The sequence below is a fragment of the Paenibacillus mobilis genome, assembly GCF_058267595.1.
Genome location: NZ_JBZCMS010000006.1, coordinates 221,657 through 247,211 on the forward strand (window position 1 = coordinate 221,657; position 25,555 = coordinate 247,211).

The window sequence follows — 25,555 nt, forward strand, 5'->3', positions numbered from 1 at the left end:
AAAAGACAGTCTGTCTATGTATCTAGCGAGATAACCCCCCTGCAGCAATGGAATGATGGGGGACCCTGGGGGAGCCAAGATGAGAAGAAACGTTCGAGTCCGGTGTTCCGGATGATTGACCGGGGGCAAATTTCAAAAGGATAGAGAGGGCTGTTTCGAATGACCTCAAATCGCGACAATAATAGCAACTCCATACAATCCAAGATGGCGGGCTGGCGGCATAGCGCAGGAATGCGTTATGCTCTGTTCGCATTGCTGTTCATCCTGTTATATGTCAGCCTTGCGCCTAAGCTGCTGCCAGAGAAATACAATATTGCGGTGAATATGCCGAGCGAGAAAGAAATTCTGGCTCCGATGCAGATCCAGAACACCAAAGCGACTTTAAAAGCGCAAGAGGAAGCCGCGGAAGCCGAGAAACCGGTTTACACCAAAATCTCCCTTCGCAATGAAGCGATCATTACCGAAATGCTGGATCAAATTGCACGGATCAATCAGGACGACCAGGTTTCCAAGGAAGATAAAATTTCCATTTACCGGCAGGATCTGCCGCAAATTTTTCAGACGTTTATTCAGAATTTCATTATGTCCAGCCGGAATGCCGGCAATTATTCCTCAACCTTCCTGGATGAGGTGAGGACCCGCATTAACGAGCAGATGTATCATATTTCGGAAGAAACTTATGTTAAACTGCCCCAGCTGACGCCTGAGGATATCGCCGAAATGAAACCCGTGGCTTCGGATATCGTGAGCAGGCTGATGTATGACCCGGCTACCGAAGCGCAAACCACGCGGGTGAAGGTTGCCGAACAGGTCAGCTCCAGCTCGCTCAGCAAGCGGATTTCCCGCGAGATTGTGCAGGAGCTTGCCCGTTATGTCATTACGGCTAACAAGTTTTATGATGAAGATGCGACGAAGGAAGCCAAAGTCAAAGCCCGGGAAAACACGGCGCCTGTCTATATCAAGCAGGGGGATGTGCTCGTCTCGAAAGGCGAAATCATTACCCAGGAAATGTACACCCTTCTGAAGGACAATGATCTTCTGAAAAACGAAGTCAACTATTGGCCTCAAGTTGGCGTAGCTTTGCTGTCCATTTTGCTTACAGTCGGACTTTATATGTCGACTAGACAACCGGAGTCGGGCGCGCGCTACAAATATAACAATTCGCAGCTTACGATGCTGCTGCTGATTTTTTTGATTACGATTCTGTCGATGCATTTGCTGGAGCTGCTTCATAATGACCGCAGGCCGTATATGGGGTATTTGGCTCCTGTGGCCGTCGGCGCTATGTTAATCACGCTGCTGCTGGATGTGCCGCTGGCTTACATCTCCTCGGTCGTTTTGTCCGTGGTAGCCAGCATCGTGCTGAATTTGCATCAGGGACAGATTTTTGATTTTTATTACGGATTGTTTGCGCTTGTGACTTCATTTGTATCGATTTTTACGATTCACCGCGCCAGCCAGCGCGCTTCGATTTTGAAAGCAGGGGTCATGGTGTCGTTCTTCGGGGCCCTGCTGGTGGGCATCCTGATTATGATTAACTCGAACGGCTGGGACCAGACCAATATTTTGTACGCGGTCGGTTTTGCTTTTGCCAGCGGTTTGCTTGCGACGATTATGGTTTTTGGCCTGATGCCGTTTTTTGAAGTGACCTTCGGTATCCTGTCAGCCTTAAAGCTGGTGGAGCTGTCCAATCCGAATCATCCGCTGCTGCGGAAGCTGCTGACGGAAACGCCGGGCACTTATCATCACAGCGTAATGGTCGGCAATTTGTCGGAAGCGGCTGCCGAGGCTATCGGCGCAAACGGTTTGTTATGCCGTGTCGGTTCGTATTATCACGATATCGGGAAAACGAAAAGGCCGGGTTATTTTATCGAAAATCAAAACGGGATGGAAAATCCGCATGATTTCATCGATCCCAAACTCAGCAAGTCGATTATTATCGCCCATGCGCGGGACGGCGTGGAAATGCAGAAGGAATATAAGCTGCCGAAGCCGATCCGGGACATCGCCGAGCAGCATCACGGCACCACGTTTTTGCATTTCTTCTACCACAAGGCTTTAAAACAAGCCGAGGAGCAGGGCATGGAGCCTGATTTTACGGAGGACGATTTCCGTTACCCGGGCCCGAATGCCCAAACAAAGGAAGCGGCTATTGTCGGGATTGCCGACAGCGTGGAGGCGGCCGTCCGTTCCCTGCATAAACCGACGGTAAACCAGGTGGAGACGATGATTGAAAAAATTATAAAAAGCCGTCTGGACGACCATCAGTTTAAAGAGTGTGATTTAACGATGCGCGAGCTTGATATCGTCGGACAGACGCTGAAGGAAACGGTGATGGGCATTTTCCACTCCCGGATCGAATATCCGGATGAGGTCAAGCCAAACAAGAATAATGATGGGAAAGAGCGTGAAAAAGATGGCCATTCATCTGGCGTGGAGCAATGAACAGGAGCAGTTCGACATTTCCGACGAATTGATCGCCCTGCTGGATACGCTGCTTCAGAAAGCGGCGGAAGCCGAGGGGATCGAGGAAGGAGAAGTGGCGCTCACCTTTGTCGACAATAAACAGATTCATGAGCTTAACCGGGATTACCGCAGCATTGACCGCGCGACGGATGTCCTCTCCTTTGCCATGAACGAAAGCCTGGATGAGGAACCGGAGATCATTTATGAGCTCGGGGAAGACGAGCAGGCCGAAATGTTCCCGGACATGCTGGGGGATATTATTATCTCCGTAGAACGGGCCAAGGAACAAAGCGAAGACTACGGCCACTCGTTAGAACGTGAGCTTGGTTTTCTGTTTGTGCACGGTTTCCTGCATTTGCTTGGTTATGATCATCAGGATGAAGCCAGCGAAGCGGAAATGATGGGCAAACAGGAGGCTGTTCTCGCCCAAGTGGGTCTGGTACGCTGATGAAGCCGCGTCCTAGGTGGAAGTTCACTTTCCGTTATGCCGCCGCAGGCATCTGGTACGCCCTTCGTACTCAGCGGAATATGAAAGCGCACCTGGCAGTGGCCATAGTGATCACGGCCATGGCGGTCCTTTTCCGGCTGCCGCCGACCAGCTGGGTGCTCCTCATGCTGACTATATCCTCGGTCATCGCGCTTGAGCTGATTAACACGGCTCTGGAGACGGTGGTGGATCTGGTGACGGATGAATGGCACCCGCTGGCTAAAATTGCTAAAGATACAGCCGCAGGTGCGGTGCTGATCGCCGCCTTTTTTTCAGTATTGATCGGTATCGTGCTTTTTTACTCTCCGGTTTGCGCTTATTTTGGCTGGGGCTGACGATCGGAAGTTTGAACTTGAAAAGCGAGGTAAAAATAAAGATGGATAACAAAGAGCTGCTTCAGGAAGCGATGAAAGCTTATAAAAATGCTTATGTGCCTTATTCCCATTTTTCGGTCGGGGCCGCTCTGCTGGATGAAAACGGCAAGGTCCATCACGGCTGCAACGTGGAAAATGCGGCGTTCAGCCCGACGAACTGCGCCGAGCGGACTGCATTGTTCCGCGCTATTGCGGACGGCAGCCGTCCGGGCAGCTTCAAAGCCATTGCGGTTGTGGGCGACACGGACGAGCCGATCGTGCCGTGCGGCGTATGCCGGCAGGTGCTCGCCGAGCTTGGCGGGCTGGACATGCCGGTGATTTTGGGCAACCTGAAGGGGGACGTTATGGAAACGACCATGCGGGAGCTGCTGCCTCATGCGTTTGTGCCTTCCCATTTGAAGGAAGCCCAGTCTTAAGAATTGTTAGCGCAAAGGAGAAATTATGGCGAAATCCTCATTTAAATCTGGCTTTGTTACGATCGTGGGCCGTCCGAACGTCGGCAAGTCCACCTTGATGAATCACATCATCGGGCAAAAAATCGCGATCATGTCGGACAAGCCGCAGACGACGCGGAATAAAATTCACGGCGTTTACACGTCAAACGATATGCAAATTATTTTCCTGGATACGCCGGGGATTCATAAACGCCAATCGAAGCTTGGCGATTACATGAACACGACCGCCCTGAATACATTTGGCGAAGTGGAAGCGGTTTTGTTCCTGGCCGATGCCTCGGAAGGTTTTGGCGGCGGAGACCGTTATATTATCGAACGGCTGAAGGAAATCAAAACGCCGGTTATTCTGGTGCTGAACAAAATCGATAAGATTACCCCGGAAGAGCTGCTACCGATGATCGAAGCCTACAACAAGCTGTACCCGTTTGCGGAAATCGTGCCGATTTCGGCCATGCACGGCAATAACGTAAATACGCTGCTGGATCAGATCGCCAAATATTTGCCCGAAGGACCGCAGTATTATCCGGAAGATCAGGTGACTGACCATCCGGAGCAGTTTGTTTGCGCCGAGCTCATCCGCGAGAAAATCCTCCACCTGACCCGCGAAGAGGTTCCGCACTCCATTGCGGTCACGATTGAAGATATGCGCGTCGAGGAGAACGGAGTCGTTTACATTTCGGCCGTGATCTTTGTGGAACGGGATTCGCAAAAAGGCATCATTATCGGGAAGCAGGGCGCGCTGCTCAAAGAAATCGGCAAACTTGCGCGCAAAGATATCGAGCATCTGCTCGGTTCGAAAATTTTTCTGGAATTGTGGGTAAAGGTTAAAAAAGACTGGAGAAACCAGGATCGGGTGCTGCGCGATCTCGGCTTTAACCGCGATTAAGCTTTTACCAGTTATTAGGGCGAATAGTTAAGCAGGCTCGGTACATCCTATTCTTACAAAGCAAGGCGTCATGTCCGAAGAAAGGGTGAATACGAGTGCGAGACTTTTCGTGGAAGTATTTTACGATGACTGGTGATGTAGATGCTTATATGCTTTATAAGGAGGTCGGAGCTCCCCCGGAGGATGAACAGCAGGAGGAGCCCGAAGAACTGGTACTGGAGCAGGAGGAGGCCTAAGTTGCCCCTCTTGTTTTAAGTTTTGGGGATCTTTTGGGAGAGGTCCGGGCGCGGGGGGAGCTTATGTTATACAGAGTTGAGGGCATTGTTATACGAAGTATGGATTACGGGGAAGGCAACAAAATTATTACGCTGCTGACCGAACAGGACGGAAAAGTGGGCGTTATGGTGCGCGGAGCCAAAAAGCCGAAAAGCCGGCATGCGGCCATGACGATGCCCTTTACATACGGACAGTACATTTTTTTCAGGAATAAAGGGCTTGGAACGCTGAACGCCGGGGAAATCATCGAATCGCATCATAAGCTGCGGGAGGATCTAACGCTGGCCGCTTACGGCTCTTATGCCTGCGAGCTGCTGGACCGGGTGCTTCAGGAGGAAGAGACGGGCTCCTTCTGGTTTGGCCAGTTAAAGGCTTTTCTGGATGCGCTGCAGGAAGGGAAGGACCCCGAGGTGCTGATCCACCTCTATGAAATGAAGATCCTGCAGGCGGCGGGCTACGGGCCGGAAATGGACGTTTGCGTCGTTTCGGGGACGGATCAGGAGCTTGAGTTCTTTAGTCCGAGGCTGGGCGGCGTGCTCAGCCGGAGAAGCCGGCATCTGGATCCGGCGGCGTTGGCGGTTTCTCCTTCGGCGTTAAAGCTGCTTCGCGTATTCGCAAAGCTGGATATGCGCAGGCTGGGCAATGTGGCGGTGAAGGATACGACCAAAACGGAGCTGAAAACGCTGATGAGGGCGCTGATGGACATGCAGCTCGGGATGCAGCTCAAGTCGCGGAACTTTTTGGATCAGCTTGATAAATACCAGATTTGACTTGGCGTTTGAAATCAGCTATTATAAATCATATTTCTCATAAAAGTGAGTTGCTGTGTTGAAAGGGAAAGAGATAAACGCAAAGCCGATGTTAGCGAGCCGGGGACGGTGCAAGCCCGGATTGGCTGGTTTGTCTTAGGGCGATCCCCGGAGCGGCAAACGGAACGTGAAAAGTGGATTCGGCCATCGGCTGGATCAAGTAGGGTGGAACCGCGGGAACAGCTCTCGTCCCTACGTCTGATATACAGGCGTAGAGGCGGGAGCTTTTTGCTGTCTGTATATAATCGCCGCAAAGCGGCTTTGATTTATTGGATTCAAATGAAACCAACAAATTTCAGGTAAGGAGTGTTTGTATGAATTTTCAGCAGATGATTTTGACGCTGCAAAAGTTCTGGGCCGAACAGAACTGTATTCTTGTCCAGCCGTACGATACGGAAAAAGGGGCGGGTACGATGAATCCGATGACCTTTTTGCGGTCGCTGGGTCCTGAGCCTTGGAAAGTCGCTTACGTCGAACCTTCCCGCCGCCCTTCGGACGGCCGTTACGGGGAAAACCCGAACCGTCTTTACCAGCATCACCAGTTTCAGGTGATTATCAAACCTTCGCCTGACAACATTCAGGAGCTTTACCTGGACAGCTTGAAGGCTTTGGGTGTTGATCCGCTTAAACACGACATCCGTTTCGTGGAAGACAACTGGGAAAATCCTTCCCTCGGCTGCGCGGGCCTGGGCTGGGAGGTCTGGCTCGACGGCATGGAAATCACGCAGTTTACCTACTTCCAGCAGGTGGGCGGCATTGAAACCAACCCGGTAGCGGTTGAAATCACCTACGGTATGGAGCGTCTGGCTTCTTACATCCAGGAGAAAGAAAATGTGTTTGATCTGGAGTGGGTGGAAGGCATCAGCTACGGCGACGTGTTCCATCATCCGGAAGTCGAACACTCCAAATATACGTTTGAGGTATCCGACGTCAAAATGCTGTTTACTTTGTTTAACATGTACGAGCAGGAAGCGAATCGCGCGATGAGCGAGCACCTCGTGTTCCCGGCCTACGATTATGTCCTGAAATGCTCGCATACCTTCAACCTGCTGGACGCGCGAGGCGCGATCAGCGTAACGGAAAGAACCGGTTATATTACCCGGGTCCGCAATCTGGCGAGACAGGTTGCCGCAACTTACCTGGAGGAACGCGAGAAGCTAGGATTCCCGCTGCTTAAAGGAGGAGTAGACCATGCCTAAGGATCTGCTGTTTGAAATCGGATTAGAGGAAACGCCGGCCCGCTTTATCCGGGCGGCGATGGACCAGTTCAAAGACCGTACGGTGAAATGGCTGGACGCCTCCGGCATTCAGCACGGAACGGTAGAGGCTTATGCGACGCCGCGCCGTTTGGCCGTTTTGGTTAAAGAGGTTGCCGAAAAGCAAGAGGACGTTGAGGAAGAAGTGAAGGGCCCTTCCCGTAAAATCGCTTTGGACGAAAACGGCAACTGGAGCAAAGCCGCGCTTGGTTTTGCCCGCAGCCAGGGCGTGGATCCCGAACAATTTACATTCCGTGAGCTTGGCGGCGTGGAATACATTTACGTCACAAAAAACACTAAAGGCGTATATACGGCCGACGTGCTGCCGGAAAGCCTGCTCGGCATTTTGACGGCGATGACTTTCCCGAAAAACATGCGCTGGGCCAGCTACGATTTCAAATTCGTCCGTCCGATTAAATGGATTGTGGCTTTGTTCGGCCAGGACGTCGTGCCGATGTCCATCGTGGGCGTAGAATCCGGCAACGTCACCCGGGGGCACCGCTTCCTGGGTTCGGAAGCCGTCATTTCGGAGCCGGGCACTTACCTGGATGTGCTTCGCGAACAGTATGTTATTGCGGACACGGAAGAACGCCAGAAGCTGATCGTGGATCAAATCGACAAGCTTGCGGCCGAAAAAGGCTGGAACATCGCAGTCAAGGAAGATCTGCTTGAAGAAGTGCTGTTCCTTGTAGAAACACCGACGGTGCTGGTCGGGACGTTCGACGAATCGTTCCTGAACATTCCGCAGGAAGTATTGATTACTTCGATGCGTGAGCATCAGCGTTATTTCCCGGTGCTGGACAGCAAAGGTTCTTTGCTTCCCTTCTTCGTAACGGTCCGCAACGGGAATGCGGAATCGCTGGACGTCATCTCTAAAGGGAATGAGAAGGTGCTTCGCGCCCGTCTGTCCGACGCCAAGTTTTTTTACGAGGAAGACCAGAAGCTGGCCATCAAAGATGCGCTTTCCAAGCTGGAAACGATCGTGTTCCATGAAGAACTTGGAACGATCGGGGACAAAGTCCGCCGTATCCGCCGGATTGCCGACAGCCTGGCAGCCAAGCTGAACGTGGAAAGCAGCGTACGTGAAACGGCGAACCGCGGCGCGGAAATTTGCAAGTTTGACCTGGTCACGCAAATGGTTTACGAATTCCCTGAGCTGCAGGGCGTTATGGGTCAGGATTATGCCCGCAAAGCCGGCGAACCTCAAGCGGTGGCGGATGTCGTGTTTGAGCATTACCAGCCGCGTTTTGCCGGCGACAGCGCGCCTGCCTCCCTGGCCGGAGCTATTGTCAGTATGGCGGACAAAATCGATACGATGGTGGGATGCTTCTCGATCGGGATCATTCCGACGGGCTCCCAGGATCCGTACGGATTGAGACGCCAGGCGGCCGGCATCGTGCAAATCGTGCTGGAGCACAAGCTGGAAATTAACCTGAGCGACATTTTTGCTTTGGGCATCGAAGCGCATGAAGAGCTGAGAGGATTGAAACGGCCTGCTGCGCAAGTGACGCAGGATATGAATGAATTTTTCGGTCTTCGCGTGAAAAAGCTATTGTCGGATGAGCTTCGCTACGATATCGTGGATGCGGTAATTGCAGCCGGTTATGACGATGTCGTTTCCGTCGTGAAGCGCGGGCATGCGCTCGCCGCTGCCGTAAACGGCCAGGAGGATTTTAAGACGATAGTTGAATCCTTCAATCGGGTCAGCAACCTCGCCGCAAAAGCCGTTTCCTCCGAGAAAGTAAGATCGGACCTGCTGGCCGAACCGTCCGAGCAGGCGCTTTATGAAGCCTGGCAGTCCGTGTCGGGCAGCTACCGGCAGGCGCTTGCCGGTAAAGAAGCCGAGCAGGCGCTCAGCACGCTTAGCGGATTGAAGGCGTCGATCACCGCTTTCTTTGACAGCGTAATGGTTATGGCCGACGACGAACAGATCCGCAACAATCGCCTGGCGCTTCTTGCAGGCATTGACGGGGATCTGAAAGCATTTGCTGATTTCAGCAAACTTGTTTGGGCTTAACCAGGGAACACGGAAGATTTGATCAAGCGGGAGGGACCGAAAGATGCAGATTGTGGTTGACGGTGATTCTTGTCCGGTGAAACAGGAAATTGCGCAGACCGCCAAAGCTTTTTCGGTCTCTGTGCTAATGGTGGCCTCCTTCGACCATCTTCTTCAGGAGAGTGAAGGCGTAAAGGTGGCCAGGGTGGACCGGAGCTCGCAGAGCGCCGATCTGTTCATCGCCAATCATATCGCTTCGGGCGATATTGTCATAACGCAGGACTACGGACTCGCAGCACTGGCTATCGCCAAGTGCTGCGATGTTCTGTCTCCAAGGGGGGATTCCCTGGATGCCGGAAATATCGATTACCTGCTGGAACGGCGCCATGCCCAGGCGAAGGCGCGCAGAGCCGGGCGCCACTCTAAAGGTCCGCGGCCGTTTACCGCGGAAGACCGGGCGCATTTTCAGCAAAAGTTGACAAAACTTTTAGAGGATCGGCAGGAGATCGGATGTTCTTAGCGAATTACTATACTGTGCACAAGAGATGAAGGTGGTATAGATGGTTACCGGAAGAAACATCCCGGAAGAAGTCATTGAAGCTGTACTGCGACACCATGATATTGTCGATACCGTTAGCAAGCATGTTCATCTCACGAAACAAGGGAAGTACATGAAGGGGCTTTGTCCGTTTCACTCCGAGAAAACCCCGTCCTTCACCGTAACGCCGGACCGTCAGATTTTCCACTGCTACGGTTGTGGGGCAGGCGGAAACGCCATAAAATTCAGAATGGAAATTGAAGGCCTGACTTTCCCGGAAGCGGTGAAGACGATGGCGGAGGAAGCGCATATTCCTTTCCAGGATGCGGGAGCCCCCGCAGCTGCTCCGCAAAATCCGGAGCTTGAAGCGCTGCTTCAGGCTAACGAATGGTCAGGCAAATTTTATCATTTTCTGCTTAAGAATACGGAATACGGCCAGAACGCAATGGAGTATTTGAAGCAGCGCGGGATCCATGAACGGCTGATCGACCAGTTTGAAATCGGCTATGCGCCTGCCCGCTGGGATACTCTGCTCCAGTTTCTGGAGAAGAGATCCTTTGACCTTGCAGCCATGGAGAAAGGCGGATTGCTGTCGGCGAAGAACGACGGGTCCGGTTTTGTCGACCGCTTCAGGGATAGGGTCATATTTCCGATTCATAACCGCAGCGGCAAGGTAATTGCTTTCGCCGGAAGGATTATGGGCGAAGGGCAGCCGAAATATTTAAACTCGCCGGAAAGCAAGCTGTTCAGCAAAAGCCGTACGCTGTACAATCTGCACCAGTCCAAAAACGAAATCCGGAAAAAACGCCAGGTCGTCATTTTTGAAGGCTTTGGCGACGTGATCAGTGCTTGGGACGCCGGTGTTCACCACTCGGTAGCGACCATGGGAACGGCCTTGACGGAAAGCCATGCCGCCATTTTGAAATCGCTGGCCGATGAAGCCGTTGTTTGTTATGACGGCGACAAAGCCGGGCAAGCGGCCGCCATGAAGAGCATCCCGATTCTGGAGGGGGCCGGCTTCAAGGTCCGGATCGCCATGATTGGCGAAGGGCTGGACCCGGATGAATTTATCCGGAAATACGGAGGGGAACGTTTTCAGCATCAGGTCCTTGAGGGTGCGGTTACAGCGGTTAAATTTAAGCTTATATATTTAAAGAAAAATCATATACTGCTAGAAGAAGCTGGAAAAGTGGCTTATATCAAAGAGGCGATGGAAGTGATTGCACCGCTGCCTTCACCTACGGAACGTGAAATTTACCTGAAAGAGGTATCCGCGGATCTCCAGGTGTCTTTTGAAAGCCTGAAGCAGGAATGCAACCAGTATCGGCAGGAACTTCAAAAAAACCAAAATGATGGGGATAATAACGCCAATTGGTGGAATAATGGTAGGCATAAAAATCGGCAGCCCGAAGCTCCGGTGCTGCTGCCGGCCTATCATGTGGCGGAACGGCGTCTGTTATCGTTTATGCTGCAGGACGAAGAGGTTGCCAGCTACGTAAACGACCGTCTTGGAGATCAATTTAACATTAAGGAACATGCGGCTATCGCCGCTTATCTATATGCTTATTACGCCCAAGGAAAAACCCCTGACGCCAGCCGCTTTATGTCTTCTCTACAGGACGAAAAGCTGGAGAAAACGGTAAGCTCCATCGCGATGATGGACACGCCGGGGGAATGGACCACCCAGGAACTGGACGACTGTATTAAGGAAATCCGGAAAGTTCCCGTAAAAAGCAATATTGATCGCAAGAGAGAAGAAATGATTGCGGCGGAGAAAGCGGGTGACTTTCTAACCGCAGCACAAATTGCAAGTGAGATTATAGCCCTAGAAAGACAGTAGACACAGATGATGATGCGAAGGTTTCTAGGGAGGAGGGAGCCCCATATGACGAACGAACAGCATACTGAACTAGAAACGGAATTAACGCTTGAGCAGGTGAAAGACCAGCTCATGGAACTGGGCAAAAAACGGTCATCTCTGACATACAAAGAAATCATGGAGAAGCTTTCTCCCTTTGAGCAGGATCCGGAACAAATGGATGAGTTTTTTGAACAGCTGAGCGACAACGGCATCGACGTCACCAACGTGAGCGACGAGGAACTGGCAAGACGGCAAGGCGACGATGAGGAGAACGGGGATCAGGACGATTTCAATTTTGACGATGACCTGAGTTTGCCTCCGGGCATCAAAATCAATGATCCCGTACGGATGTACCTGAAGGAAATTGGACGGGTTCCTCTCTTGTCCGCCAATGAGGAAATCGAACTGGCCCAGCGGATTGAAAACGGGGATGAGGAAGCGAAACGCCGCTTGGCGGAAGCGAACCTGAGGCTGGTGGTCAGCATCGCAAAACGTTATGTAGGACGCGGCATGCTGTTCCTGGACCTGATTCAAGAAGGCAATATGGGGCTTATCAAAGCGGTTGAGAAATTTGACTATTCCAAAGGGTTCAAATTCAGTACTTACGCGACCTGGTGGATCAGACAGGCTATTACCCGGGCGATTGCGGACCAGGCTAGAACGATCCGTATTCCGGTTCATATGGTTGAAACGATCAACAAATTGATTCGGGTATCCAGACAGCTTCTTCAGGAGCTGGGCCGTGAACCGGCGCCGGAAGAGATTGCGGCTGAAATGGAACTCAGCGTGGAGAAAGTGCGCGAAATTATGAAAATCGCCCAAGAGCCCGTGTCTCTTGAAACCCCGATCGGGGAAGAAGACGATTCGCATCTGGGAGATTTTATCGAGGATCAGGAGGCGCTTGCACCTGCGGATGCAGCGGCCTACGAACTTTTGAAAGAGCAGCTCGAAGATGTGCTCGATACGCTCACAGAGCGCGAAGAGAACGTGCTCCGGCTGCGTTTCGGTCTTGATGACGGACGTACGCGAACTCTCGAAGAGGTGGGTAAAGTGTTCGGAGTTACCCGGGAACGTATCCGTCAGATCGAAGCGAAAGCTTTGCGGAAGCTTCGCCATCCAAGCCGCAGCAAACGGTTAAAGGATTTTCTCGAATAGGCCGTACATTGTACATGGACCTTCTGCAAATGCAGCAAGGTCCTTTTTCTTGGCAAGATCTGATCAGTATGAGTTCAAAGTATAAATTTTGCCCACTGCGGGGGAGGTGGACATCGTGAATGCCGACAAAAAAGAAATCATTTTAACCGAAATAGACCATTGGAGAAACGGCAGGCTTCTGCCGGAGCAATACTGCGATTTTCTTGAAAATTTGTACAAGGATGAGCCCAAAACCTCCCGCAGGTCTTGGATTTCCGCTTCGTCCATCCGGCAAGGGAATTTATGGGTTTGGATGCTTGGATTTGGCATTTCTGTATTCATTTTCTTTATAGGTTTTTATTTTAGCCGTTTTCCTTGGCCATTGCAAATGGCTTCGGCTCTTTTGCTGACTTGTTTGCTTTATACCGCTGCTTCACTTACCAGATCCCGCAGCAAGTGGAATGCATATTTGGCGGCATTGACCGGCAGTTTGCTGCTGCTGGCGTTTGGGATATGGATGCTGCGGCTGCAGGGCTGGGAGGATGAGCTTTCCAAAGCGGCATTAATCGGCTGCTGTGCGGTCGTCTGGGCCGCGGCGGGATTCTTTCTCCGGCTTCCTTTTGTCCATTATTGCGGGCTCGCTTGCGGAATCCTGCTGTACGCTTTTTTGTTCGGGTATTGGCATCCTCGGGAGTCGTGGGAAATGCTGCAGGTGCTTTGGCTGCCCTTGGCCGTCGTTTGGTTATGGATCAGCTGGCTGGTGCATTTTAGACGGAAGGATGTTTCCGTCGTTTATTTCGGGGCAGGCGTGACCGTCTGGCTGATGCCGGAAGCGGATGCATATTGGCTCAGGCATGAGGTTCCTTCCTTTTTTGTATGGCTTTGTTTGGCGAAATTGGCGCTGGCCTTTATAATACTGTTTGTGTTTCGAAAAAAATGGATAACGTGGGTGGCTTCATGAAACTATCAGCAAGATTGCAAAAAATAGCGGATTACCTGCCGGAAGGCTGCACTTTCGCCGACATCGGTTCCGACCATGCGCTGCTGCCGGTCTCGGCAGTATTGTCAGGCCGCGCCGCCGGAGCGGTAGCGGGAGAAGTGAATGATGGCCCGTTTGAGGCGGCGGGGCGGCAGGTGGCTTCGGCAGGTCTTGGCGCCAAAATATCCGTTCGCAAAGGCAACGGCCTGGCCGTGGTTCAGGCGGGGGAAGTTAACGTCGTGACGATTGCCGGCATGGGCGGTGCTCTGATTGTAACTATACTGAACGAAGGTCAGGACAAGCTGACAGGCGTGCAGCGTCTGATCCTTCAGCCTAATGTAGGCGAAGATATGGTGCGGCTCTGGCTGCTTGAACGGGGCTGGGTGCTGGCGGCGGAAGAGATTTTGGAGGAAGACGGCAAAATTTATGAAATTATCGTGGCGGACCGGCGGGATGGGGCTGCTGCCTTAAATGAGGAGCTTTACCGGGATAGACAACTTTCCGTGGACTTGACCTTGACGCGGGAGGGCTTGATTTTGATGGGACCGCTGCTGACCCGGAATCCTTCGAACGTTTTTTTTGAAAAATGGGCCTCCGAACTGGACAAATTGTCCAAAATCCGGAAGCAGATGGGGAAATCCGATCAGGATAATGCCCGCAAGAAGGAAGCGGAGCTCGACCAGCAGATGAACCGGTTGAAGGAGGTATTGGCATGTTTGCAAAAGGACAGAACGTAATTCAGCTTATGGAACAGCTGGCTCCCAAACACGTAGCGATGGAAGGCGATAAAATCGGCCTCCAGCTGGGCACGCTTCAGAAAGAGATCAAGCAGGTGCTTGTGGCGCTGGACGTGAATTTGGAGGTCGTGGAGGAAGCAATCCGGATCGGGGCGGATTTGATCATCGCACACCATGCGATTATTTTCCGTCCGCTGGCCCAGCTTCAGACGGATACTCCCGCTGGCCGGGTGTATGAGAAGCTGATCAAACATGATATTGCCGTTTATATCAGCCATACGAACCTTGACGTCACAGAGGGAGGCATGAACGACTGGATGGCTGAAGCGCTGGGGATTGAAAGTACGGATTCCCTGGAGGATGTTCATACGGACAAGCTGTTTAAGCTTGTAGTTTTTGTGCCCAAGGATCATCATCAAAAAGTGCTCGACGCCGTATTAAACGCCGGGGCCGGACATATCGGCAATTACAGCCACTGCAGCTTTAATATTGAAGGTTATGGCACCTTCCTGCCGGGCGAAGGCAGCGAACCCTTCATCGGTCAGCCGGGCAAGCTGGAGCGGGCGGACGAGATTCGCCTTGAGACAGTTGTGCCGAACAGTCTTCGCAGCAAAGTGATCCAGGCGATGCTTAAAAACCATCCTTACGAGGAGGCCGCTTATGATCTTTATCCTATGGATCTGAAAGGACGTACCTTTGGCCTCGGCCGGGTCGGAAAATTGAAGGAGCCAACTACGCTTGGCGAGTTTGCGGAGCTGGTAAAGCGGGAGCTTGACGTTCCTTTTGTCCGCGTGGTAGGCGATCTGGGGAAAAAGCTCCGCAAAGCAGCCGTCATCGGCGGCTCCGGCGGCAAATACTGGCGCAGCGCCCAGTTTCGCGGCGCCGACGTGCTGGTAACCGGCGACGTGGATTACCACACGGCCCAGGATGCGCTTGCGGCAGGAGTAGCTTTTATTGATCCGGGGCACAACGCCGAAAAGATCATGAAAAGAAAAGTAGCGGACTGGCTGGCTGCCAAGCTGGCCGAGCAGCGCAGCGAAACCAAGGTGGCCGCGTCCGAAGTGAATACCGAGGTTTTTGTGCTCCGCTAAAAATTTCCTGCGTTTCCGCTGATTTAGGCTTGTGCTGGATATCGAATTTCGGTATACTATACGATGTTGTTTGGAAGTTTGACAGACAATCGCCGGCAGCCATGCGCTGCGGGAGGAAAGTCCGGGCTCCACAGGGCAGGATGCTGGATAACGTCCAGTCGGCGCGAGCCGAAGGATAGTGCCACAGAAATGGACCGCCGATGGCCGCGCGTGCGTGTGCGGCACAGGCAAGGATGGAACCGAGGTGTAAGAGACCCCGAGGAGCGTTGGTGACTTCGTTCCTGGTAAACCCCATCTGGAGCAAGACCTAATGGGACGCAGCTTGCCGAAAGGGAAGCAGCCTTTGCCCGAGGCGCGTCTGGGTTGGTCGCTGGAGCCGTTTAGCAATAAACGGCCTAGATAGATGATTGTCACTTATGGTGGGAGGGTAGTTCCCGTTATCACCACGACGAGTACAGAACCCGGCTTATGGAAAACTTCCATCACTGCAACATTGCAAACCTACGAATGAAACCCTTGTTTAGGAACTTAATCGAATCCTGAAAAACCCCTGTTTGATGCTCCCGGCTCGGCCGAGAGAAATCAAACAGGGGTTTGTTTGCTTTTACCTAAGGTTTAAAGAGATTCTGGTCCGTGATTCGGTTTGGGCTCAGGATCCGGAATTTAACCGTCTAAGCAGATTAATAAGCTTTTCCTGCACCGACTGCGGCCAAAGCTGGACAGGCGCCTGGTTCTGGGGATTGCCGGCAGCCTGCAGCGCTGAAAATACGTTGATTTGGCCGAAACCGTAATATTTATCCCGGCCAGGAGTGCCCAAATCCTTGGTGCTGTTCCGGATGATGTCCATGACTTCGGTGTTCTTCAACTGCGGGTTCTCGGAACGGATCAGGGCGGCAAGCGCGGCTACATGAGGGCTGGCCATAGAGGTGCCGGACAAAGCGGCATACTGGTTGCCGGGATAGGTGCTGGCGATGCTTTCACCCGGCGCCATCACGTCGATGTAATCCCCGTAGTTCGAAAACGAAGCCCGCTTCTGATTCGAGTCCGTTGCCGAAACCGACAATACTTCCGGATAAGCCGCCGGATATCCCGGACGTTCCGTATTGTCATTTCCCGTAGCGGCGATAACTACCACGTCATGATTGAAGGCGTATTGAATGGCCTCATGCAGGAATTGGGCCTCCGCATAGTTGCCAAGGCTTAAATTGATTACTTTAGCCCCGTGATCGGTCGCCCAGATAATGCCCTGCGCCACGGAGTAGGTGGTGCCGGAGCCGCTGCTGTCGAGCGCTTTAACCGGCAGGATTTTGGTGTTCCAAGTCATGCCGGCGATGCCTTCCCTGTTGTTGACGTTGGCGGCTATAATTCCTGCGACATGCGTGCCGTGCCCGACATCGTCCATAGGACGTTCATCCGGGTTCACCACGTTATAACCGGGCAGCGTTCTTCCCAGAAGGTCCGGATGATCGAGATCGACGCCGGTATCTACAACCGCCACGATCACATCGTTGTTCCCTTTGGACAGCTGCCAGCCCTGATTGGTGCTCGTGATCGGCAGGTTCCACTGATATTCGGAGAATAAAACATCGTTGGGGATTTCGGTTCTTTCGTCCAAAGATGTCGTTTCATTTGTCATATATAAATAGTGAGGCTCCACATATTTCGGATCCCAGTTTTTGCGGAAATAGACGCCAAGCTCCTGCATGCTTTTTCCATCGGCATGAAAAATATAAGTGTTTCTTAAAATTTGCGAAGGCTTGCAGCCGTCAATTTCCCGTTCGATCCGCTGCAAATCCGCGGCAGTAGGCTGTTTCTTGAAAGTAACGACTACTTCGTTTTCATAAAAATGGCTGGCGTTTTCGTTGTCGCTTCCCGTTTTAACGGTAATGTCCCGGAGCGTATCGGGATGAACGGACTCCACGTTGTATTTGCCTTCCTTCGGATAAGGGATCAATCGCAGGTTTTTCCGCTGATGGTTTTCGACGCTTTGCAGAATGCCGGTGCTAAAAACGCCGATCAAACCGCGGTGCTTGCCTCCCTGATCGGAGCTTGGAGCGGCGGCGATAAAATATTTCGGCTTTCCCTGCGGGAAAGCCGGCGAAGCATAACTTTTACCCTTCTGAAGAGCAGTTTTGGCAAAACGAAGATAAGCGGCCAACTCTTTATTTTCACTGGTTGAAGGCTTAAAGCTTTCCCTTTTTACGTCCGAAACGCCGTTAAATCCGTAAGGGAACACGGCAAGCAGGTGGGCATGGGTCTTTTGTAGATTTGCCGCATACCGGCTGGCTTCCTTTGGATTTTTAGCATAACGGGCGGCCAGCTCCTGCATATGCTGGTTTGCATTCCTGCGGGTCAGTTTGTCGGTTGCATCAACGTCGCGTTTCAGCATGTTTTGTTTAAGGCGATGTTCGCTTTCGGAACTGGCCTGCTCTTGCACCTTTTGATTATTTTGCGCAGGGCCGGAGCCGCAGCCCGGAAGAACCAGAGCGGTTAGCATAGCGGCCGACAGGCCAAGCATTGTCCATTTTTTGATCGTCACGATAAAGCCACCTTCTTCTCCCAAAATGATTTTGATCGGGCTGTTTTAATACCTACCGATATCGTGGGGAGAGAGCGGTTTTTTTATTCCGGAAAAGGGTATAAAACACTCTAGGAATTAATGGATTTTAGGGCGTTTGCCCGGACAAGTTGGGATACCTTTGACAAACAATTTATGGTAGAATATAGCCAGCAGATCGATTCAGTTTTGAATTGTGATCTCTTGCCTTGACAGAATGGAAGGAGAACTGACACTATGCATGAAGCGAATACCCGAGAACTATGTGAATCCGCTAGAAACAAACTAAAGACAGCCGCAGAAAGAATTGAAACTTTTCTGAACCAGTATTCGCTGCCCCAGTTGGTGGAGGAGCAGGATGAGGAATCGGTACGTTTCTACAAAGGTTTCTTGAGTGATCTCCGACATCTGCTTGTATTTACGGAGACGAATTACGAGAAGCTGGGTGTACTCCTGCGCCGTGCCAATTTCGATAAGGAAACGGGAGAGAAGGCGCTTTACCATGTTTATCATGATTGTGTAAATCTTTTCTTTTATCCGAAAAGCGAAAGCTACGCGGAGGACGGCCGTTACGCTTATACAGGCCAGGATGCGATTCGTTTTCGTAAGAAACCGGCAAGCGCCGCGCGGGCGGTGATTTTGGACATCACCCGGAATTTTGAGGAGCTGCGCGACGACTTGACGTATTACGAAAGCGACTATTTGACGCAACTGCGCATGCAGAAAAGCGGCTGCTAAGCGAGCTTTTTTCCATATTCTGCAACGACAAGGATGCCCTGAACGGGGGCATCCTTTTTATTTTTTTCCAAATGCGTCAGACTTCGTTCGACCGGCGGCGAATTGACTGTTTATCCAATCTTTAAAAAGCATACGGACTTTGCGTTTCGGCAATAATGATTCCGAGGTGATCAAATATGCCGAATGGCGAAAAACCAATCGTTAAATGCAGCGTTTCGAACTGCACTTATTGGGGAACCGAAAACGTCTGCAAAGCCGACCTTATTATGATTGATATCGATAAACACGCTTCGGCTCATTTAAAAGAAGAATTTGCCGGAGAAACCTTTGACACGGAGCACCAGGACTATGCACGAAGCTCCGCTTCAACCTGCTGCCACACGTTTAAACCGAAAGAACATTAAACAGCTGAGCGAACAGGAGGTGAATCTTATGGATTATGGCAGAGACGACGATCATCGGCTTGGCCCCAAAGTGAATCCCGATCATACGGGCGAACAGGGGACAAGGATCGATTATCCCCGGAAGACGCTGAACAAAGAGGAATATGCGGCTGAATTTGCGGCCGTACGCGAGCGCAAGCTGCAAACTAGCGCTTATGACAGAAACGAGCGCCGCTCTCGCGAACATTCCGCCGAAAAGGAAGGTGCCCGTACCGACGCCGGACAGATCGCCGGTGTTGCAGGGATTGTTCTCGGCGTGCTTGCGCTGTTTATGTGGACTATTGTGCTTGGACCTATTGCAGCCATTCTTGGTTACTATGCCTATAGCCAGGACAAGCGTACAGTCGGCGTTTGGGGCCTCGCCCTGGGGCTGATTGCGACGATAAGTTATTTTGTGCTGATTCCGTTTGTGCGTTAGCCCGGTAGGTTCGAAAGAAAAAGGCCGATCCTTTGGATCCGGTCTTTTTTCCTATTTTCGACAAAAATACTGGTGCTGGGACAACCCGGCGTGTAAAATAAACGTAAGAACTCGAAATTTAGAATAAATTGCTAAGAACAAGGGGTAAAGCCATGCAAATCGATCCGCGGGTAGTTAAACAGCTGATTGAATATCAAATGATGAACAGCATAGATTTGTCGGGTACCGCGCTTGAGGGAGCACAAACCGGGGATTCGGATTCCTTTTTCGGCGAAATGCTTCAACAATTGATGTCCGGCGGCGACAGCGCCGATATGTCCGATGCTATTCTGAACGGATCCCTTAATACGTCATCTACGGCCGGAGCGCTTAATCTCGACTCGGGAAACAGCCAGCTCTGGTACAATATGATTTCTCAGGCTTCAGGGCCTGACCCATCCGGTTTAAGCACCGGTTTGATGGATAATGAAGCTTCTGCAGCGGTTGCAGCTGCTTTGGCGAATGCTCAAGGAACGGAGACCGGAGCTTCTTCTGCCGCTTCCACGCCTTATGACGGTTTGATTGCGGAAGCCAGCCGCAAATACGGAGTTCCGGAAGCTCTGATCAAAGCCGTGATCGATACGGAATCTTCCTTCAGACCCGATATTGAATCTTCCGCAGGAGCAAAAGGGCTTATGCAGCTGATGGACGGGACAGCAAGAGGACTTGGCGTCAGCAATCCGTTTGATCCGGCGCAAAACATCGACGGCGGCGTCCGTTATCTGTCCTACCAATTGAAGCGTTACGGGGGACAGATGAAAATGGCTCTGGCCGCTTATAATGCGGGTCCGGGTAAAGTGAACGGCCTTGGCGTGAGCAGCGACGCGCAATTGATGGAGAAACTGCATCAGCTGCCGACGGAAACCCAGCAGTACATTGGCAAAATCGAAAGCGCGATGGCGAAATTCGCCTAAGTATGGATCGCGAATGAATCACGGAGCCGCCGGCTTAGGCCGGCCTGCTCCGTTTTTTGTTTTTTTTAAGAACGGTTTCAGGTATGATAGAACTTGCTGAACAAGCTATAGCATGGACTGGGGGCGAACATTTTTATGAAATATTTTGATTATGCGGCATCCACACCGCCCCACCCGGAGGTAATACGAACGGTATCCGAGGTCATGCAGGCCCATTACGGCAATCCTTCCTCCCTGCACGCATCGGGTGAGGCCGGATTCAAGCTGCTTCGGAAAGCAAGGGAGGTCAGCGCGGCAGCGCTTGGCGTGCAGCCTTCCGAAATCGTGTTTACGTCGGGGGCGACCGAAAGCAACAACATGGCGGTGAAAGGCGCTGCCGTGCAGTATAGAAATCGTGGAAAACATCTCATCACCTCCGCGGTGGAGCATCCATCCGTTTACGAAGCGTTCAAACAGCTGGAGGCGTTTGGTTTTGAAGTTACCTTTGTTCCTGTTCAAACGGACGGGAGCGTGGATATAGAAGAAGTCCTGCGGGCCGTACGCCAAGATACGGTTCTGGTTTCGATCATGCATGTGAACAATGAAGTCGGCAGCATACAACCTGTGGCGGAAATCGGGCGCCGGCTGAAGGAAAGTTATCCGCGAGTTCTATTCCATGTGGACGGCGTGCAGGGGTTTGGAAAAATTCCTTTGCCGCTCAAAGAAAGCGGTATTGATTTGTACAGCTTGTCGGCGCACAAAATCAGGGGTCCAAAAGGGACCGGGCTTTTATACGTACGGAGCGGAGTGAAGCTGCTGCCGCTGCTGTCGGGCGGCGGGCAGGAGGGCGGTCTTCGTTCCGGGACGGAGAACGTGCCTGCACTAGTGGGCATGGCCAAAGCGCTGAGGCTGGCCAAGGAAAATGAAGCGGAGCAAGTCCGCCGGTGGCGGCTGATCCGGCAGCGTCTCGTGGAAGGCATCAGGGCGATGCCTGAGCTTGTACTGAATTCGCCGGCGGACGGTGCGCCGCATATTATCCATTTTTCCTATCCCGGCATGAAACCCGAGGTGCTGCTGCACTGCCTGGAGGAAGACGGACTGGAGGTTTCGACCAAATCGGCCTGCTCGTCCAAAACCAGCGAGCCAAGCCGGGTGCTGCTGGCCATGGGGAAATCCATGGAAGTGGCGCAAAGCGGGATTCGGATCAGTCTGGGAGACGAACATACGCCGGAAGATGCGGACCTGCTGATCGAAGCATTAAAGGCCGCCGTACAGCGGCTTAGCGGATTGAAAGGTGGACTGAAATAAAAATCATGAACTGCGATTTGTTAATGTTAAGGCTCGGCGAAATTACGCTGAAGGGCCGGAACCGGGCCAAGTTTGAAAAAGTAGTGCTCGCCCATGTGAAAAGTTTGCTTAACGGGTTCCCAAAAGCTAAAATCACGAAAGATTACGGCCGGATTTATATTGATCTTGGCGGAGAACCGGCGGATTCGCTGCTGGAGCCGTTAAGCAAAGTATTCGGCATTACGGCGATCATCCCGGTGGCGGTCTCCGCTTCCGAGCTGGAATCGATTCACGAGACCGCGAGGGTTTTTATGGCGAATCAGCCCATGACCGATGGCACCACGTTTAAAGTGAGCGGCCGCCGGGTGTGGAAGGAGTTCCCTTATTCGTCTCAGGAAATCAATAAAGTGGTCAGCGGACCTCTGCTCAAGGAATTCCCCGGCTTGAAGGTTGACGTGAACAAACCCGAGCTTGAGCTGAGGGTCGAAGTGCGGGAGGAGCGGACGCTGCTGTACTGCCGGGTTATCCCGGGAGCCGGCGGTTTCCCGCTTGGCACAAACGGCAAAGCGATGCTGCTGCTTTCGGGCGGGATCGACAGCCCGGTTGCCGGCTGGTCGGCGATGCGCCGGGGGCTTGAAATCGAATGCGTACATTTTCACAGCTATCCTTTCACGAGCCGGAAGGCCGAAGAGAAGGTGATTGAGCTGGCGAAAGTGCTGTCCCAATACTGCGGGAAGGTGAAGCTTCACTTGGTTCCTTTTACGGACATCCAGACCTCTTTCGCCGGCATCGGCCAGGATAATCTGATGATTACCTTCATGCGCCGGGCCATGCTCCGGATTACCAGCAAACTGGCCGTAGCCAACGGCGCGCTTGCTTTGGTGACGGGCGAAAGCCTGGGACAGGTAGCCAGCCAGACGCTGGGCAGCATGAACGTCATCGGACGCGCCACGGAGCTTCCGCTTCTGCGGCCGCTTGTCATGATGGATAAGGATGACATTATTGCGTTGTCCCAGCAGATTGGCACGTATGACTTGTCTATTTTGCCTTATGAAGATTGCTGTACGCTGTTTATTCCCAAATCACCGGCTATCAACCCGAACCTGCGGGTCGTGGAGAAAGTGGAGCATAACCTGGAACGGCTTGAGGAGATGCTGGATCAGGCGGTGCGGAATACGGTTACGCTCACGCTTACGCCGGACAGCCAAATCCGTTATGAAAACGACCAGCTTACCGGCTCCGCCGACCTTCCGCGGCATGAACTCGAGAAACCGGTGCAGGAGCGGGCCATCCGCGAGGACTGGTTTTAGAATTCAGCTGCAAAAATAACCTTGTCTGCTGGCTCCCTAAAGGGGCAGCAAAAAAGCAGGCCGTCCGGCAGGACGGTCTGCTTTTTTTCGAACCTGAAACGGTTTAATGTTATCCCCAATCAAAAAACTTTATCGGGTAGCCGGATGGGATTTCCGTTTCTCCTTCTGCTGTTCGCGGCTGCGCCGTTTGGTCATATACCCCGTATAGAGGACGGCCAGCACAACCACCACGATAAAGGCGTATCGGATCACTGGCTTGTCCTCAAGGAAAGGCGCCAGTCTTGGTTCTTCGGTAATCATGTGGGACGCTGTATAAGCGAGCACGCCGGCTCCCAAGTAGGCAATCCACGGAAACAAGGTGAGCAGTTTAATGAAGACGGTGCTTCCCCAGACGACAATCGGAACGCTGATCATCAGACCGATAATGACGAGAACCGTATGCTGGTTGGAGGCGCCGGCCACGGCGATTACGTTATCCAGCCCCATGGCGGCGTCGGCAATAATGATCGTTCTTACCGCGGCCCATAAGGAATCTTTGGCTTCGACATGCTCTTCCTTATCGTCGTCCGCGAGCACTTTATAAGCAATATAAATCAGCAGGACACCGCCGATTGCGAGCAGCCAAGGCACCTTAAGGAGCCAGACGACTACAAGCGTGGCGAGGATGCGGAGCACGACGGCCCCGCCGGTTCCGTAAAAGATCGCTTTTTTCTGAATGGATCCCGGCAGTCTTTTGGCTGCCATTCCGACCACGATTGCGTTATCGCCGGCGAGGATTAAATCGATAAAAATAATGTTGATAAGAGTCAGGTAAAAGCTGGCGCTCAACCAATCCATGGATGTCACTTCCTATTTGAGATTCAACTTAAGGGTATACGTGTGGGCAGACCAAAAAGATTCAACTTTTTTACCCGGATTTCCGATTCCGCAAACAGGCTGCATACCTTTGTCCTATTGATCATACATCTGATAGGGGAGGAATGTCTGTGGAATCCATACTTTTATTGCTGCAAATTTTAATGATTAACCTGGTGCTTAGCGGCGATAACGCCGTTGTTATAGCCATGGCCAGCAAAAACCTGCCTCTTTCGCAGCGAAAAAAAGCGGTCTGGTGGGGGGCGGTTGGGGCGGTCGTCCTCCGCTGCCTGCTGACCTGGGTCGCCCTGCTGCTGCTCCAAATTCCTTTCATCCAGGCTGGAGGGGGCCTCCTGCTTGCCTACATCGCCTATAAGCTGATGACTCAGCAGGAGGAGGAGACGCGCGTCGAAAGCGCGGGAACGCTTTGGAAATCGGTTCAGACGATCCTGTTTGCCGATTTTATCATGAGTCTCGATAATGTGCTCGCCATAGCCGCCGTCGCTCAAGGAGATGTTGCCATTCTGGTGATTGGCATTGCCATCGGCATTCCGATCGTCGTTTGGGGCAGCAACCTGATCGCGGACCTGCTTCACCGTTTCCCGGTGCTGGTTTATGCGGGTGCGGGTATCCTGGCTTATACCGCCGGAAAAATGCTGCTGCACGACCAGAAGCTCGGCAGTCTGCTGAAAAGCTTGGTTCCCGCGGCCGGCTTCTGGCTGCCGGCTGCACTCAGCACGGCTATCGTTATCATCGGCCTGCTGCAGCAAAAATATTTCCGCAGTGCTTAAAGCGCTACCTCAATCTTTTTACGGCAGAAGTCCCTTCCTTATTGTGAAGGGCTTTTTTGCCGTACACCCGAAAACGGGCGAAAAGCGGCCGAGGGGACTGGCGGGGCAGTCATATTTTGCGTAAAAAAGGTTATCCTCCAGATAAAGGGCTTTTCCGGGCTGAAATTGGCTTGCCCGAGTAGTTTTTTGCAGCAATTTCATATAATATAAGAATAAAGGGACTGTCGTAAATTGTAGGTACTTGTCCCCCTCATGTCAATCGCGAAAGGTGTGTGCCATCAAATGTCCGATCATAACAAACTGACGACAGGAGTACTGATTCTGGCAGCAGGACTTATCATTTTGCTCGGCAAATGGGGAGTCTTTTCGTTTATCGGTACGGTATTCTGGCCGCTTCTCCTGCTGGCTTCGGGCATTCTGCTCCACATGCTGTATGCAGGCAGACGACTGCCGGCCGCGGCGCTTGTACCGGGAGGGGCCTTAATCGTTTACGGCATTATTTTTATGATTGCTACGCTGTTCGGCTATGGGACCTTGCATTATTTATGGCCGGGATTCATTCTCGGGATAGCGCTTGGCCTGTTCTTTTTCGATGCGGCCAGCACGCCTCGCCCGTTCGGCATTTTTCCTTTGGCGCTGGCCCTTTTAGCCGTCTCTGTTTTGTTGTTCGGCTTGACGCTGTTTACTTTTTCGTTCATTTACCTGCTTGCTTTTATCCTGATTGTGGGCGGCGTTTGGCTGATCGCTTTTCGCGGACGCGGCCGTTCAAGATGGTAAAATGAAGCAAATGTCTTGAAATTTACTGAAATTTGCGTATAATAAAGTGGATATGTAGCGTCGGCCCTTTTTGTGATCCGACGCTTATTTTGATGAATAGAG

Annotated in this window: 25 protein-coding genes and 1 other RNA gene; 24 read left to right on the forward strand and 2 right to left on the reverse strand. The window is 52.2% G+C overall.

Going from position 1 to position 25,555, the window contains the following annotated elements:
* Window positions 1–159 precede the first annotated feature (159 nt).
* From AC3ZPD_RS13320 to rnpB, 16 genes are all read left to right on the forward strand, one after another.
* A complete protein-coding gene (locus tag AC3ZPD_RS13320) occupies window positions 160–2,445 on the forward strand; it encodes an HD family phosphohydrolase (protein ID WP_490984778.1) in 2,286 nt (761 codons plus the stop codon).
* On the forward strand, window positions 2,417–2,914 hold the full coding sequence (gene ybeY / locus AC3ZPD_RS13325; RefSeq protein ID WP_490984779.1) for an rRNA maturation RNase YbeY: 498 nt from the start codon (window positions 2,417–2,419) through the stop codon (window positions 2,912–2,914). Before AC3ZPD_RS13320 ends, ybeY begins: the two co-directional genes overlap by 29 nt.
* Window positions 2,914–3,288 carry a diacylglycerol kinase family protein gene (locus AC3ZPD_RS13330; protein ID WP_490984780.1) on the forward strand — a complete coding sequence of 125 codons (375 nt, stop codon included), beginning with the start codon at window positions 2,914–2,916 and terminating at the stop codon, window positions 3,286–3,288. Before ybeY ends, AC3ZPD_RS13330 begins: the two co-directional genes overlap by 1 nt.
* Before the next feature lie 17 nt (window positions 3,289–3,305).
* Window positions 3,306–3,743, forward strand: a complete 438-nt coding sequence (locus AC3ZPD_RS13335; protein ID WP_490984781.1) for a cytidine deaminase — start codon at window positions 3,306–3,308, stop codon at window positions 3,741–3,743.
* A gap of 25 nt (window positions 3,744–3,768) precedes the next feature.
* Window positions 3,769–4,668 carry a GTPase Era gene (gene era / locus AC3ZPD_RS13340; protein ID WP_490984782.1) on the forward strand — a complete coding sequence of 300 codons (900 nt, stop codon included), beginning with the start codon at window positions 3,769–3,771 and terminating at the stop codon, window positions 4,666–4,668.
* A gap of 95 nt (window positions 4,669–4,763) precedes the next feature.
* Window positions 4,764–4,904 carry a YqzL family protein gene (locus AC3ZPD_RS13345; protein WP_490984783.1) on the forward strand — a complete coding sequence of 47 codons (141 nt, stop codon included), beginning with the start codon at window positions 4,764–4,766 and terminating at the stop codon, window positions 4,902–4,904.
* Between the two features lie 63 nt (window positions 4,905–4,967).
* The gene (gene recO / locus AC3ZPD_RS13350; RefSeq protein WP_490984784.1) at window positions 4,968–5,714 is read left to right on the forward strand and encodes a DNA repair protein RecO; all 747 of its coding nucleotides are present in this window, start codon (window positions 4,968–4,970) and stop codon (window positions 5,712–5,714) included.
* A gap of 353 nt (window positions 5,715–6,067) precedes the next feature.
* A complete protein-coding gene (gene glyQ, locus AC3ZPD_RS13355; RefSeq protein ID WP_094093614.1) occupies window positions 6,068–6,952 on the forward strand; it encodes a glycine--tRNA ligase subunit alpha in 885 nt (294 codons plus the stop codon).
* Complete coding sequence (glyS, locus tag AC3ZPD_RS13360; RefSeq protein ID WP_490984785.1) at window positions 6,945–9,026, forward strand: glycine--tRNA ligase subunit beta; 2,082 nt, start codon at window positions 6,945–6,947, stop codon at window positions 9,024–9,026. The genes glyQ and glyS overlap by 8 nt, the downstream gene beginning before the upstream one ends.
* A 43-nt stretch (window positions 9,027–9,069) precedes the next feature.
* Window positions 9,070–9,525: a YaiI/YqxD family protein gene (locus tag AC3ZPD_RS13365; protein WP_490984786.1), complete on the forward strand. Its 456-nt coding sequence runs from the start codon at window positions 9,070–9,072 to the stop codon at window positions 9,523–9,525.
* A 40-nt stretch (window positions 9,526–9,565) separates the two neighbouring features.
* Window positions 9,566–11,383: a DNA primase gene (gene dnaG / locus AC3ZPD_RS13370; protein ID WP_490984787.1), complete on the forward strand. Its 1,818-nt coding sequence runs from the start codon at window positions 9,566–9,568 to the stop codon at window positions 11,381–11,383.
* A 45-nt stretch (window positions 11,384–11,428) separates the two neighbouring features.
* On the forward strand, window positions 11,429–12,559 hold the full coding sequence (gene rpoD / locus AC3ZPD_RS13375) for an RNA polymerase sigma factor RpoD (protein ID WP_490984788.1): 1,131 nt from the start codon (window positions 11,429–11,431) through the stop codon (window positions 12,557–12,559).
* A 115-nt stretch (window positions 12,560–12,674) separates the two neighbouring features.
* The gene (locus AC3ZPD_RS13380; RefSeq protein ID WP_490984789.1) at window positions 12,675–13,499 is read left to right on the forward strand and encodes a hypothetical protein; all 825 of its coding nucleotides are present in this window, start codon (window positions 12,675–12,677) and stop codon (window positions 13,497–13,499) included.
* Window positions 13,496–14,254 (forward strand): tRNA (adenine(22)-N(1))-methyltransferase, encoded by a 759-nt coding sequence (locus AC3ZPD_RS13385; protein WP_490984790.1) that lies wholly within the window; start codon window positions 13,496–13,498, stop codon window positions 14,252–14,254. The genes AC3ZPD_RS13380 and AC3ZPD_RS13385 overlap by 4 nt, the downstream gene beginning before the upstream one ends.
* Window positions 14,230–15,345, forward strand: coding sequence for a Nif3-like dinuclear metal center hexameric protein (locus AC3ZPD_RS13390; protein ID WP_490984791.1), 1,116 nt, complete (start codon window positions 14,230–14,232; stop codon window positions 15,343–15,345). Before AC3ZPD_RS13385 ends, AC3ZPD_RS13390 begins: the two co-directional genes overlap by 25 nt.
* Window positions 15,346–15,418: 73 nt before the next feature.
* Window positions 15,419–15,829: RNase P RNA component class A (rnpB, locus tag AC3ZPD_RS13395), an RNA gene on the forward strand.
* Window positions 15,830–15,994: 165 nt separating this feature from the next.
* Here the strand turns inward: rnpB and AC3ZPD_RS13400 are convergent.
* Window positions 15,995–17,884, reverse strand: a complete 1,890-nt coding sequence (locus tag AC3ZPD_RS13400) for a S8 family peptidase (protein WP_490984792.1) — start codon at window positions 17,882–17,884, stop codon at window positions 15,995–15,997.
* Window positions 17,885–18,139: 255 nt separating this feature from the next.
* On the opposite strand from AC3ZPD_RS13400, the gene AC3ZPD_RS13405 reads away from it, so the two are divergent.
* The 6 genes from AC3ZPD_RS13405 to thiI all read left to right on the forward strand — a co-directional run bounded on the left by AC3ZPD_RS13405 (window position 18,140) and on the right by thiI (window position 23,030).
* Window positions 18,140–18,640, forward strand: a complete 501-nt coding sequence (locus AC3ZPD_RS13405; RefSeq protein WP_490984793.1) for a YpuI family protein — start codon at window positions 18,140–18,142, stop codon at window positions 18,638–18,640.
* 176 nt (window positions 18,641–18,816) lie between these two features.
* Entirely contained in the window at window positions 18,817–19,044 is a 228-nt protein-coding gene (locus AC3ZPD_RS13410) for a DUF1540 domain-containing protein (RefSeq protein ID WP_490984794.1), read from the forward strand.
* A gap of 28 nt (window positions 19,045–19,072) precedes the next feature.
* Window positions 19,073–19,501, forward strand: a complete 429-nt coding sequence (locus tag AC3ZPD_RS13415; protein WP_490984795.1) for a hypothetical protein — start codon at window positions 19,073–19,075, stop codon at window positions 19,499–19,501.
* Window positions 19,502–19,653: 152 nt separating this feature from the next.
* Window positions 19,654–20,454 carry a lytic transglycosylase domain-containing protein gene (locus AC3ZPD_RS13420; RefSeq protein ID WP_490984796.1) on the forward strand — a complete coding sequence of 267 codons (801 nt, stop codon included), beginning with the start codon at window positions 19,654–19,656 and terminating at the stop codon, window positions 20,452–20,454.
* Window positions 20,455–20,589: 135 nt separating this feature from the next.
* Window positions 20,590–21,741 (forward strand): cysteine desulfurase family protein, encoded by a 1,152-nt coding sequence (locus tag AC3ZPD_RS13425; RefSeq protein WP_490984797.1) that lies wholly within the window; start codon window positions 20,590–20,592, stop codon window positions 21,739–21,741.
* Window positions 21,742–21,746: 5 nt separating this feature from the next.
* Window positions 21,747–23,030: a tRNA uracil 4-sulfurtransferase ThiI gene (thiI, locus tag AC3ZPD_RS13430; protein WP_490984798.1), complete on the forward strand. Its 1,284-nt coding sequence runs from the start codon at window positions 21,747–21,749 to the stop codon at window positions 23,028–23,030.
* 129 nt (window positions 23,031–23,159) lie between these two features.
* Here the strand turns inward: thiI and AC3ZPD_RS13435 are convergent, their stop codons facing one another.
* The gene (locus tag AC3ZPD_RS13435; protein ID WP_490984799.1) at window positions 23,160–23,867 is read right to left on the reverse strand and encodes a TerC family protein; all 708 of its coding nucleotides are present in this window, start codon (window positions 23,865–23,867) and stop codon (window positions 23,160–23,162) included.
* Window positions 23,868–24,016: 149 nt separating this feature from the next.
* On the opposite strand from AC3ZPD_RS13435, the gene AC3ZPD_RS13440 reads away from it, so the two are divergent.
* Window positions 24,017–24,676 (forward strand): TerC family protein, encoded by a 660-nt coding sequence (locus tag AC3ZPD_RS13440; protein WP_490984800.1) that lies wholly within the window; start codon window positions 24,017–24,019, stop codon window positions 24,674–24,676.
* Window positions 24,677–24,958: 282 nt separating this feature from the next.
* Window positions 24,959–25,453, forward strand: coding sequence for a hypothetical protein (locus tag AC3ZPD_RS13445; RefSeq protein ID WP_490984801.1), 495 nt, complete (start codon window positions 24,959–24,961; stop codon window positions 25,451–25,453).
* Window positions 25,454–25,555: the final 102 nt, after the last annotated feature.